Below are 12242 nucleotides of genomic sequence, written 5' to 3' on the forward strand. Positions count from 1 at the left end.
TGTCCCAGGAACCTCTCGACGCGCAACAGAAATATGGCACTGACCGGTCCGTGACACATGGCTACGCGGTGCCGCCGTCACTAAGATGCCAACGTGCCTCGGTCCACGCCCTCGTCGGTCCTCTCCGCGCTCGGCCTGGACCGGGAGGAGGAGCGGCTCTACCAGCGGGCCGTGCCGCTCTCCGGGTCCGACCTCGAGATGGTCGCGGCGGCCTTCGGCGTCGACCGCGGCGAGCTCCCGTCCCTGCTCGCCCCGTTGGTCGGCCGCGGCATCGCCCGGCTGGGCAACGACCGGCTCACCGTGCTGTCGCTGGCGGAGGTCGTCGCCTCGTTCGTGCGCCGGGAGGCCGACGCCGCGCTGGAGACCCGGGAGCGGCTCACCGAGCTCGCGGAGGCGGTGCCGTTCCTGACCGCCGCCGCCACCCGGCCCGGGCCCGGTGACGTCGAGAGCGTCGCTCCGCTCGACGGTGAGATCAGCTCCGGGGGCAATCCGTTGCAGCTGCTCACCAACCTGATCCAGGAGAGCCGCGGCGACCTGCTCTGGCTGCGCCCCGACGCCTACCTGATGCCGCGCGAGTCGGCGGTGTCCGAGGTCGTTGCCGAGGCGATCGCGAGCGGTCGGCGGTCGCGGGCGATCTACCCGGTCCGGGCGCTGCAGGAGGCGCCGGAGGCGCTGGCGGCCCGGGCGCGGGCGGGGGAGCAGGTCCGGGTCATCGCCGACCTGCCGACCCGGCTGATCGTCATCGGCACCACCCACGCCGTGGTGCCCGAGCCGCTCGGCATGTCCGACCAGCCGCGGCTGCTGGTGCGGCAGCGGGCGCTGGTCGAGGCGATGACCATGCTGTTCGAGCTGATGTGGGAACGGGCCGCCCCGGTGCCGGACCTCGACTTCGGCGAGGCTCGGCCGGACCTGCGGCGGTTCCTGCTGCAGCAGCTCGCGGCCGGCGCCAAGGACGAGCAGATCGCCCGCACCCTCGGCATCAGCCTGCGCACCGTCCGCCGCCGGGTGGCGGGGCTGCTGATCGAGCTCGGCGTCGACTCCCGCTTCCAGGCGGGCGTCGAAGCGGTCCGCCGCGGCTGGCTCTGAGGGACCGCTGACGGCGGATCGGAGGGCTGGGGTCAGTCCCCGGGGAGGGGGTGCGCCCACCCTCGGGCCTGCTCCACCTCGCGCAGGATGCCGCCCGTCCGGGACTCCTCCTGCGGGCGACCCGGGTCGGAGCTGGTCATCACCACCACGGCGGCCCCCTGGGCGGGACGCGCGCCCGGAGCATGCACTGGAACCCGACGCCCCAGCCCATCGAGGTCACCACGACCTGCTCGCCGCTGTCGCCACCGCTGCCGAGGAAGGTCCCCAGCCCGGCCCACGGGGTTCTGCCCTGGCCGCGGACCATGCCTTCCGCGAGGTGCGGCGTGATGCCGAGCCGGCCCGAGCCGGCCAACGCGTCGTGGAGCTCGACCACGTCCTCAGCAGGGTCCGGCAGGCCGAACTGGCTGCGATCCATGCCCAGCGGGCGGAGCACCAGGTCGGCCATGAGGGTGGGGAAGGGCTCTCCCGTCACGTCCGTGAGGAGCTGCTCGACGACGCAGTACCCCGCGTCGGAGTAGGAGAACCGGTTGCCCGGCGCGTGCACGGGCCGCACCGGGGCCGGGTTGAACGCGGTAGACCCGCGCAGGACCTCGCCGAGGGACGGTGGCGACTGGCCGGGGGCGCAGGGGCCGAACGAGTCCTCGGGATCGACCAGGCCAGCCTGGTGGCTCAGCAGCAGCCGCAGGGTGACCGGGGACCGACGTGTGTGCTCGTCGCTCGGCAGTCGCCAGGCGCGGAGCCGTTCGTTCACGTCCTCGTCGAGGTCCAGCGCGGACTCGCCGGCCAGGCGCAGCACGCCCAGGGCCGTCACCAGCTTGCTGATGGACGCGGCGTGGAACATGGTGCGGGTGCCGACCGCGGCCGACGTGCCGGCGGCGAGGACGCCCTGCGCGTGTGCCTCTCGCAGCACCCCGCCCTCGACCACCGGCACTCCCACCCCGGGCGGGTCGGGGGAGCGCTGCCGCTGGTGCAGGGCCGGTCAGCCGTTCTTCGGGCGCCGCGGCAGCACCATCGAGTACGCCGCCGGCTGCACCCGCCAGGTGCGGTGCCGCTCCGGGCCGGAGACCTCGCCGTCGGCGGAGCAGTAGAACTCCTCGCCGGCGATCGAGACCGTCGAGCCGCGCAGGTAGATCACGTCGTCGCGCTCGTGGTGGCGGCCGACCGCGAGCTGGGCGGCGTACCCGAGGCGGGCGAACGGGCCGAGCGACCGCGAGATCATCACGTCGACCCGGCCGTCCTCGGCGTCCGCGCGGGGGGTGAGCTCCGCGCCGCCGCCCACGGTCGGCCCGTTGCCGACGGCGACCATCAGCACCGGCTGGTCGAGGTCGACGACGACCTCGGCGTCCACCTCGACCCGCAGCCGGACGTACGGCGGCTTCACGGCGGCGAGCGCCGCACCGATCGGGTAGCCGAGCTTGCCGAGGTTGGCCTTGCGGTAGCCGACGCTGCCGAGGCGCTCCTTCCAGCGCGCGCCGCGGCGGCTGGCCTGCGCGCCCGCGCCGACGTGGACGTGGTTGACCACCACGCCGCCGAGCTCGTCCACGACCAGGTCGACGGGCCGCTTCTCGCCCTCGACGAGCAGCGCGGCGGCCTCCTCGGCGTCGAGCGGAATGTCCATGGCGCGGGCGAAGTCGTTGCCGGTGCCGAGCGGGATGAGGCCCAGCGTGGCGCCGGCCAGGTCGTTGCGGCGGTGCAGCGCCGTCACCACGGCGTGCATGCTGCCGTCGCCGCCGGCCACCACGATGGTGCGGGAGCCTGCGCGGTGCAGGACGCCGTCGAGCTCGCCGGGGTTCGAGGTCGCCGTCACCTCCACCGACGCGCGGTCGGCAATGGTCGCGAGCGCCTTCTCGAGCAGCTCGGTGTCAGCCGTGCCGGCGTCGCGGTTGGTGATGACGAGGAACGAGTCCACGCCGGGACCCTAACCCAGTGGCGGGCACGGAGAAGGGGGTCGCCCGGTGCCGCTTTGGTAGCGTGGGTTCGCAAGAGCCCCGTGCCCAGTGCTGACCAGCGTGCTGTTGCCGGGGCCGTTCGTATTTCCGGCCGAAGGAGCCCAGATGCCCGCGATCGTGATCCTCGGAGCCCAGTGGGGCGACGAGGGCAAGGGCAAGGCGACCGACCTGCTCGCGACCACCGACACCATCGACTTCGTCGTCCGCACCAGCGGGGGCCACAACGCCGGCCACACCATCGTCGTCAACGGCGAGAAGTTCGCGACGCACCTGCTGCCCAGCGGCATCCTGACCCCGGGCGCCACCTCGGTGATCGCCAACGGCGTCGTGGTCTCGCCCGAGGCGCTCTTCCGCGAGCTCGACGCGCTGCTCGAGCGGGGCGTGGAGCTGGCCGACCTCGTGGTCAGCGCCAACGCGCACGTCATCGCGTCGTACCACGCCACGATCGACAAGGTCACCGAGCGCTTCCTCGGCAAGAACCAGATCGGCACGACCGGCCGGGGCATCGGCCCGGCGTACGCCGACAAGGTCAACCGGGTCGGCATCCGCGTCGCCGACCTCTTCGACGAGGGCATTCTGCGCGAGAAGGTCGAGGCGGCCCTCGACGTCCGCAACCACCTGCTCACGAAGGTCTACAACCGCCGCGCCATCGAGGTCGACCAGGTCGTCGAGGAGCTCCTGTCGTACGCCGACCGGCTCCGGCCGATGGTCGCCGACACGTCGCTGCTGCTCAACCGGGCCCTCGACGAGGGCAGGACGGTGCTGTTCGAGGGCGCGCAGGCGACCATGCTCGACGTCGACCACGGCACCTACCCGTTCGTGACCAGCAGCAGCCCGATCGCGGGCGGTGTCTGCACCGGCGCCGGGGTCGGCCCCACCCGCATCGACCGGGTCATCGGCGTCATCAAGGCCTACACCACCCGCGTCGGCTCCGGCCCGTTCCCGACCGAGCTCTTCGACGAGCACGGCGAGCGGCTGCAGCAGATCGGCGGCGAGATCGGCGTCTCGACCGGCCGCACCCGCCGCTGCGGGTGGTACGACTCCGTGATCGCCCGCTACTCCAGCCGCGTCAACGGCCTCACCGACTACTTCCTCACCAAGCTCGACGTGCTCGACACCTGGGACCGGATCCCGGTCTGCGTGGCCTACGAGATCGACGGCCAGCGGGTCGAGGAGATGCCGATGACGCAGACCGAGTTCCACCACGCCAAGCCGGTCTACGAGTACTTCGACGGTTGGCAGACCGACATCTCCGGCTGCCGCAGCTTCGACGAGCTGCCGAAGAACGCCCAGGCCTACGTGCAGGCGCTCGAGGAGCTCTCCGGCACCCGCATCTGGGGCGTCGGCGTCGGGCCGGGCCGCGAGCAGACGATCGTCGTCCACGACCGCTGAGCCTCCGCCGCCACACCGGCCGAGCGGTGTGTGAGGATGCGGCGCTGCGCCGCGTGGCGCCCTGTCGTGAGGATTGCCATGAGGTCTCGGACCCTGCTCGTCGTCTGCGCTGTGCTCAGCCTGCTCGGTGGGGTGCTGGCCGTCTCACCCGGAGCGGTGGCCGCCGAGGAGTGTGCCGCCGTCGGCCCCACCAGCTTCGGAGTCCCCGGGGACGTGGCACCGGGCAGCCGCTGCCGGATTCTCCTGCCCACGAAGTCCGGACGGCACGTGGTCGTGGCCGAGGGGGCGTCGGGCGTGGTCCGGCCGACCGTCGGCGAGGGCCCTGCGTGTGTCGTGCACCGGACCTCCCGGGTGTGCGAGCTGGAGGCCGGCCGGCACTACCGGTTCCAGATCGACGGGGACCTCGACACCTCCGTCTCCCTGACGCCGTGGTCGGCGCCCGGGTGCGAGCAGGGGCAGGCACGGACCGACCGGAGCACGTGGACCAGCACCCGACCGGTGGGCGGTGCGGTGTGCCTCGAGCTGCCCTACGAGGCGGGTGACCGGCCCGTCGTCCTGCAGGCGCCGGGGTCCGACGTCCTCGGGTCGACCCAGGTGATCGAGCGGCGGGTGGTCGGCTGCGTGACGTCCGACGAGCCCGCGTGCACCCTCCGCGCGCCGCGGCCCCGTGCGCTGCGGGGCAACGGTCCTGCGGGAGTGCCGGTCAGCGTGGCCTTCGGGCGGATCAACCGGGCAGCGGGCTGCGAGGAGCTGCCGCTGGGCGCCTTCGGAACCCGGGCCGGGGTGGACCTGACCCTTCCCCCGGGGCAGGTCGCCGAGTGCTTCCGCATCCCGCCGTCGGCGCTCGATGTCGCCTCGGTCGTCGCCGCCGAGGGGTCCGATCCGGCAGCGCAGGTGGGCCTGATGGTGGCCAACGACCAGGGCCGGGCGTGCTCCCGGCTCGGCCGCGGGGCGGTGCTGGTGCCGTGTCCGCTCCCCGCGTCCGAAGCTGCGTCCGCGACCGCGACACCGGGGACCCGGGCGCAGGTCCTGCTGGTGTCGGACACCCCCGGTTCGAGCTGGCGGATCGTCCGCCGCGGCGAGCCCGGGCCTGCGAGCGGCTGCGTCGACGCCGGGTCGACGACGCGTGGCGGCCCCGCCTCGGTCGGTGAGCTCGACTCGTTCCTCACCTTCGACTGCTGGCGGGTGGGGGGCCCGGCGGAGGCGAGTCTCCTCCAGCTGTTCACGTCCGAGAGGGCCGACGTCGAGTGGAGCGCGTTCGCCTCGGGGAGGAGCACCTGCGAGTCCATGCCCAGCTGGTGCACGGGCCAGGCGGACGCCGTGGTGGTCGCGCGGGCCCACCCGGACCCGGAGGCGGTGGACTACTCGCTGCTGTCGTGGAAGTTCCGCTACGACGACCCCGCCGGCTGTGACACCTTCGCCGACCACGACGCCGTCAACGGACCGTTGTCGGGGACCCTCAGCCTCGCGCGCCCGGTGCGCTGCCTCCTGCTCGAGGACTCCGGGGACAGCGCGTTCGAGGTGACGTCGAGCGGGGACTTCGACCTGCTCGGGTTCGGCACCTGCATGGCCGAGTCGGAGGGTGTCCGCCGCTGCGGCGGTCATGGTGGCACCCGGGACGAGGGGGACGTGCTGCTCGCGCTCCCCACGGGCGGCGTCGGGAGCGACTACGAGCTCACGCTGCGGTGTGCGACCCTCCCCGACGTCGCGTGCGACGTGCCGGACCTCGAGAACGTCGTCGCCCCGACCCTGTCCGGGTCGGCGAGGGTGGGTGGCGTGGTCGCCGCGACCGGTGGCGAGTGGACGCCCTTCACGCCGACCGAGCTGCGCTACCGCGTGCTCCTCGACGGCGGGGCCTGGGGTGCGTGGAGCACGCAGCCCGAGGCAGCCGTCACCCCGGAGATGGCGGGCCGCGAGATCGCCCTCCAGGTGGAGGCGCGCAATGCGGGGCAGTGGACGTTGCAGCGCGTGACGACCTCCTCCGAGCTCGTCCGCCTCGGTGAGGCGGCCACCAACCTGGCGCGGCCCTCGATCGACGGTGCGCCGAGGGTCGGCCGGGTCCTGGAGGCAGCGCCCGGTGACTGGTCGCCCGCCCCCGCATCGTTCCGCTTCGTCTGGCGGGTCGGCGGGACGAAGGTGGGACGGGGGCCGACCCTGCACGTCACCCGCGACCTGCGTGGGCGGCGCGTCACCGTGAGCGTGCAGGCCCGGTCGCCCGGCTACGAGGTCGGACGCGCCACCAGCCCGCCGGTCGAGGTCCGGTGAGGGTGGTCCCGGGGACCGGCCCCTTCGGGGCCCTCGCCGGCGGGCCGAGCCGCGGTCCGTCCGCGCCCGAAGCGCCCGGGGAGGAGCCGGCCGGCCGCGGCTACCCTTGCTGCGCGTGAAGACCCTCGTCATCGGCACCGGCGGCCGCGAGCACGCCCTCGCCCGAGCCCTCTCCCGCGACCCGGGCGTGACCGAGGTCCACGCCGCCCCGGGCAACCCGGGCATCGGCGCCGTGGCCACGCTCCACGACGTCGACCCGCTCGACGGCGACGCCGTGGCCGACCTCGCCGGGCGCCTCGGCGTCGGGCTCGTGGTCGTCGGGCCGGAGGCGCCGCTGGTCGCCGGCGTCGCCGACGCCGTCACCGCGCGGGGCATCGCCTGCTTCGGGCCGTCCCGAGAGGCCGCCCGGCTCGAGGGCTCCAAGGCGTTCTCCAAGGAGGTCATGGCCGCCGCCGGCGTGCCGACCGCCGGGTCGCGCGTCTGCGAGACCGCCGCCGAGGTCGAGGCCGCGCTCGACGCCTTCGGGGCGCCGTACGTCGTCAAGGACGACGCGCTCGCCGCCGGCAAGGGGGTCGTGGTCACCCGCGACCGCGCCGAGGCGCTGGCGCACGCGGCGGCGTGCGGCCGGGTCGTCGTCGAGGAGTTCCTCGACGGTCCCGAGGTGAGCGTCTTCGCGGTCTGCGACGGCACCACCGCCCACACGCTGCAGCCCGCCCAGGACTTCAAGCGGATCCACGACGGCGGCCGCGGCCCCAACACCGGCGGCATGGGGTCCTACTCGCCGCTGCCGTGGGCGCCCGCCGACCTCGGCGCCACGGTCCTCGAGACCATCGTCCAGCCGACGCTCGACGAGATGCGTCGTCGCGGCGCGCCGTTCGTGGGCTGCCTCTACGTCGGCCTCGCGCTCACCGAGGCCGGGCCGCGGGTCATCGAGTTCAACTGCCGGTTCGGCGACCCGGACGTCCAGCCGGTGCTGGCGCTGCTCGACTCGCCGGTGCTGCCGCTGCTCCACGGTGCCGCCACCGGCACGCTGGCCGACGTCGAGCCGCCGCGCTGGCGGGACGGCGCGGCCGTCACCGTCGTGATGGCGAGCAAGGGCTACCCCGAGTCGTCGTCGAAGGGCGACGTCATCACCGGCCTCGACGACCTCGCCGACCGGCCGGACGTCGACGTCATCCACGCCGGCACCGCGGAGACGGCCGAGGGCCTGGTCACGGCCGGCGGCCGGGTGCTCGCGGTCCGGGCGGTGGGCGACGACGTGGCCGACGCCCGGGCGAAGGCCTACGACGGCCTGGCCGCGGTCTCCTTCCCGGGCGCCCAGTGGCGCCGCGACATCGCCGCCGAGCCGCTCGGTGTCGTCGAGGGCGCGGCGGCGCTGGACGGCTGAGGCCGGGCGGACGAGACCTGCGTGGGAGAATCGCGGCCGTGACCGTCCCGAACGTCCTCGCCACCCGCTACGCCGGCGCCGACCTGGCCCGCATCTGGTCCCCCGAGCACAAGATCGTCCTCGAGCGGCAGCTCTGGATCGCGGTGCTGAGGGCCCAGCGCGACCTCGGGATCGACGTTCCCGACGGGGTTGTGGAGGCGTACCAGCGCGTCGTCGACCTCGGTGAGCAGGGTGTCGACCTCGCCTCTATCGCCGCGCGCGAGCGGGTCACCCGCCACGACGTGAAGGCGCGCATCGAGGAGTTCTGCGCGCTCGCCGGGCACGAGCACGTCCACAAGGGCATGACCTCGCGCGACCTCACGGAGAACGTCGAGCAGCTCCAGGTCCGCCAGTCGCTGGCGATGCTGCGCGACCGCGCCGTCGCCACCCTGGCCCGGCTCGGGCGGCTGGCCGCCGAGCACGAGACGACCGTCATGGCCGGCCGCTCCCACAACGTCGCCGCCCAGGCGACCACGCTCGGCAAGCGGTTCGCCACCGTCGCCGACGAGATGCTGCTCGCGGTCGAGCGGGTCGAGGAGCTGCTCGCGCGCTACCCGCTGCGCGGCATCAAGGGCCCGATGGGCACCGCCCAGGACATGCTCGACCTGCTCGACGGTGATGCCGCGAAGCTCGACGAGCTCGAGCGCCGGGTCGCCGTCCACCTCGGCTTCGAGCGGGTGCTCACCAGCGTCGGGCAGGTCTACCCGCGCTCGCTCGACTTCGACGTGCTCTCCGCCCTGGTGCAGCTGGTCGCCGGGCCGTCGAACCTCGCGACCACGATCCGGCTGATGGCCGGCCACGAGCTGGTCACCGAGGGCTTCAAGGAGGGCCAGGTCGGCTCCTCGGCGATGCCGCACAAGATGAACACCCGCTCCTGCGAGCGGGTCAACGGCCTCGCCGTCATCACCCGCGGCTACCTGTCGATGGTGGGCGAGCTCGCCGGCGACCAGTGGAACGAGGGCGACGTCTCCTGCTCCGTCGTACGCCGGGTGGCGCTGCCGGACGCCTTCTTCGCCGCCGACGGCCTCTTCCAGACCTTCCTGACCGTGCTCGACGAGTTCGGCGCCTTCCCGGCGGTGATCCAGCGCGAGCTCGACCGCTACCTGCCGTTCCTCGCCACCACCAAGGTGCTGATGGCCGCGGTCCGCAACGGCGTCGGCCGGGAGACCGCGCACGAGGCGATCAAGGAGGCCGCGGTCGGCGTCGCGCTCGACATGCGCCGCGGCCAGGCCGAGAACGACGTCTTCGCCCGGCTCGCCGCCGACGACCGGCTCGGCCTCACCGCCGAACAGCTTGCGTCGCTGGTCGCCGACCCGATCACCTTCACCGGCGCCGCCGTCACGCAGGTGCAGGAGGTCTGCCGGCGCGTCGAGGAGGTCGCCAAGCGTCACCCCGACGCGGCGGCGTACGCGCCCGGCGCGATCCTCTGACGGTCCCGAAAGAAGTCGTGGCCGGGCTGCAACGATCCGGTGGCGGCCGGACATGACCCGGGCATGAGCCATCCGGGGGAGGGGCGCGAGGCGTCCTTCCGGCGCCTGTACGCCGACCACTTCGACGCCGTGCTCGGCTTCGCGCTGCGCCGCGTCGACCGGCCCGAGGACGCCGCCGACGTCGCCGCCGACACCTTCCTGGTGGTGTGGCGGCGTCTGGGCCACGTGCCGACCGAGCCCGACACGCGGCCCTGGCTCTACGGCGTCGCGCGCCGCGTGCTCGCCAACCAGCGGCGCGGGGATGGACGGCGCAGCGCCCTCGGCACCCGGCTGCGCGGCGAGCTGGCGGCCCACGTGCCCGATGCCAGCGACGACGTCGTCGTGCGTGCGGACGTGGTGGCGGCCATGCGGCGGCTCAGCGGCCGCGACCAGGAGGTGCTGGAGCTCCACCTGTGGGAGGGGCTCGAGCCGCGCGAGATCGCCGAGGTGCTCGGCCTGACCACGGTCGTGGTCCGGCCGCGGCTGTCCCGGGCCCGCGCCCGGCTGCGCGAGGTGCTCGGCAACGATCCCGTGCCGGCCGGACACCTCCCCTCCACAGGGGCCCGACCCGCGGCCCCCAGCCCCGCCCCGAAGGAGGGCCGATGATCCCGAAGCTGACCGACCAGGCCATCGGTGACCTGCCGCTCTCCCGCGGGCGCGCCGAGCTCCTGGAGGAGATCATGAGCACCCCTGTCCTCGACGAGACGCGTACCACGACCCCCGCCCGCCCGCCCCGACGTGCCGTGAGGTGGGTGGTGCCGCTGGCGGCCGCCGCGTCCGTGGCCGCGCTGGCGACGTCGCCCACCTGGTGGCCGGGCCGTGGGGCGACCCCCGTCCAGCCCGCCGAGCAGGTCGTGGGCGGGCCGGCGGCCCAGCCGGCCCAGCCGGCCCAGCCGGCCCAGGGTCTCTACCCCGTGCTCGAGGCGGCCTCGTGGAAGGTGCAGTACCTCAGTCGCGAGGGCGACTGGGGGGAGATCACCTGGGGGAGGGATGACCAGCAGCTCGAGGTCAGCTGGGCGCCGGCGAGGTACTACGACGACTACGTGCGCGACCGCGAGCACATCACCGAGCCGCCGTCCGCCGGCGACCCGGTCGAGGTGCTCGGCGTGCCTGGTCGGCTGTGGGCCTACGCCGCGACCGACCACACCGTGATCCGCGAGGTGCAGGACGGCCGCTGGCTCGAGCTGCGCGGCATCGGCATGGGCCGTGGTGCCTTCCTCGAGCTCCTGGCATCGCTCGAGCTGGTGGACGAGAAGGCCTTCGAGGCCACCCTGCCCGCCGAGTACGTCACGGCAGGCGAGCGCGACGGCGAGATCCGGCGGCTGCTGGAGGAGATCGAGGGTGTGACCGGCGTCGGCTTCCCGGAGCCGACCACCGTGACCTCGCAGGAGTCGAAGCCCTACCACCTCGGCGCCGACGTCGCGGGCGCGTACGCCTGCGCCTGGCTCGACGTCTACGCGGCTGCGACCCGGAGCGGCGACGACGAGGCGGCGGAGCAGGCCGCTCGCGTCCTCGGGACCTCCCGTGACTGGCCGGTGCTGCAGTGGATGGCGGAGGAAGGTGGCTACCCCGGGGCGGTGTGGGGCTATGCCGACGAGGTCGCCGCGGGGCGGGTCCCCGAGGGGTACGAGGGGGGTCTCGGCTGCTGAGTCGCTGCGTGTCCCCACCAGCGAGACGTGGGCCACTCGTCCAGCGCCCCTCGCATGGAATGGGGCGGCGGGGGGCACGTGTTGGGGCGGGGACAGGCAACCTCTGACAAGGAGCACACCGAGCATGAGCAAGATCCTGTTCGTCGTCACCGGAGCCCGCGCCTGGACTCTCAAGGACGGCAGCCAGCACCCGACCGGCTACTGGGCCGAGGAGCTCGTCGCCCCCTACAACGTCTTCGTCGAGGCCGGTCACCAGGTCGTCGTGGCGACGCCCGGCGGGATCGAGCCCGTGGTCGACGAGGCCAGCCTCGCCGCCGACGCCAACGGTGGCCAGGAGAACGCCGACGCGCTTCGCGAGGCGATCGAGGGCATCGAGCAGCTGCGCTCGCCGGAGTCGCTCGACCTCGTCGACCTGGCGGCGTACGACGCGGTGTTCTACCCCGGCGGCCACGGACCGATGGAGGACCTGTCGGGTGACGCCGACTCGGCGCGGCTGCTGGTGCAGGCCCTCGAGTCCGGCAAGCCGCTCGGCGTCGTCTGCCACGCTCCGGCCGCGCTGCTGGCCACCGAGGGCGACGACGGCTCGCCGTTCGCCGGGTACCGGCTGACGGGCTTCACGAACGCCGAGGAGGCCCAGGCGGGGCTCGCCGACGTGGCACCTTGGCTGCTCCAGGACCGGCTCGTCGCCCTGGGCGCCGACTTCCAGGAGGGCGAGCCCTGGGCCGAGAACGTCGTGGTCGACCGCACCCTGTTCACCGGGCAGAACCCCGCGTCCTCGGGCCCGCTGGCCCGCCGGATGCTCGAGGCGATCCCCGGCTGAGCGAGACCATCGCAGGGAGTCGTCGCGGCCCCGGGACCTGGTCCCGGGGCCGTGCTCCGTCTAGGTGTGATGCCCAGCCAGGTTGTCCAACCTGGCGATGGGTGAGCGCTTCCCGATGGCCGAGTGGGGCCGGTGGTGGTTGTACTCGTGGATCCATGCTGGCAGGGCCGCGAGCCTGGCTGCCTC

The 12242-nt window shown here is 74.0% G+C and carries 11 protein-coding genes; 8 read left to right on the plus strand and 3 right to left on the minus strand.

The genetic code is table 11. From position 1 onward, the window contains the following. The first annotated feature begins 93 nt into the window (after nt 1-93). Nucleotides 94-1086, plus strand: a complete 993-nt coding sequence (locus ACFP2E_RS12220) for a DNA-binding response regulator (protein WP_378522746.1) — start codon at nt 94-96, stop codon at nt 1084-1086. A 139-nt stretch (nt 1087-1225) separates the two neighbouring features. Here ACFP2E_RS12220 and ACFP2E_RS12225 read toward each other — a convergent pair whose 3' ends face one another. After that, complete coding sequence (locus tag ACFP2E_RS12225) at nt 1226-2023, minus strand: serine hydrolase domain-containing protein (RefSeq protein WP_378522745.1); 798 nt, start codon at nt 2021-2023, stop codon at nt 1226-1228. A gap of 42 nt (nt 2024-2065) precedes the next feature. Then, on the minus strand, nt 2066-2995 hold the full coding sequence (locus ACFP2E_RS12230; protein WP_378522744.1) for a diacylglycerol/lipid kinase family protein: 930 nt from the start codon (nt 2993-2995) through the stop codon (nt 2066-2068). 145 nt (nt 2996-3140) lie between these two features. On the opposite strand from ACFP2E_RS12230, the gene ACFP2E_RS12235 reads away from it, so the two are divergent. The 7 genes from ACFP2E_RS12235 (at nt 3141) to ACFP2E_RS12265 (ending at nt 12056) form a co-directional block, all read left to right on the plus strand. Next, nucleotides 3141-4427, plus strand: a complete 1287-nt coding sequence (locus tag ACFP2E_RS12235; protein WP_378522743.1) for an adenylosuccinate synthase — start codon at nt 3141-3143, stop codon at nt 4425-4427. Nucleotides 4428-4505: 78 nt separating this feature from the next. After that, complete coding sequence (locus tag ACFP2E_RS12240) at nt 4506-6692, plus strand: hypothetical protein (protein WP_378522742.1); 2187 nt, start codon at nt 4506-4508, stop codon at nt 6690-6692. 115 nt (nt 6693-6807) lie between these two features. Then, a complete protein-coding gene (gene purD / locus ACFP2E_RS12245) occupies nt 6808-8079 on the plus strand; it encodes a phosphoribosylamine--glycine ligase (RefSeq protein WP_378522741.1) in 1272 nt (423 codons plus the stop codon). 38 nt (nt 8080-8117) lie between these two features. Continuing rightward, on the plus strand, nt 8118-9548 hold the full coding sequence (gene purB, locus ACFP2E_RS12250) for an adenylosuccinate lyase (protein WP_378522740.1): 1431 nt from the start codon (nt 8118-8120) through the stop codon (nt 9546-9548). Between the two features lie 63 nt (nt 9549-9611). Further along, nucleotides 9612-10193, plus strand: a complete 582-nt coding sequence (locus ACFP2E_RS12255; RefSeq protein ID WP_378522739.1) for an RNA polymerase sigma factor — start codon at nt 9612-9614, stop codon at nt 10191-10193. Beyond that, entirely contained in the window at nt 10190-11236 is a 1047-nt protein-coding gene (locus ACFP2E_RS12260) for a hypothetical protein (RefSeq protein ID WP_378522738.1), read from the plus strand. The genes ACFP2E_RS12255 and ACFP2E_RS12260 overlap by 4 nt, the downstream gene beginning before the upstream one ends. Nucleotides 11237-11360: 124 nt before the next feature. Further along, nucleotides 11361-12056 carry a type 1 glutamine amidotransferase domain-containing protein gene (locus ACFP2E_RS12265; RefSeq protein WP_378522737.1) on the plus strand — a complete coding sequence of 232 codons (696 nt, stop codon included), beginning with the start codon at nt 11361-11363 and terminating at the stop codon, nt 12054-12056. A 60-nt stretch (nt 12057-12116) separates the two neighbouring features. On the opposite strand, the gene ACFP2E_RS12270 is transcribed toward ACFP2E_RS12265, so the two are convergent. Continuing rightward, nucleotides 12117-12242, minus strand: a 126-nt coding sequence (locus ACFP2E_RS12270) for an integrase core domain-containing protein (RefSeq protein WP_378522928.1), incomplete at its 5' end; no start/stop codon positions are given.

Source organism: Nocardioides sp. GCM10027114 (assembly GCF_042659625.1).
Lineage (GTDB): Bacteria > Actinomycetota > Actinomycetes > Propionibacteriales > Nocardioidaceae > Nocardioides.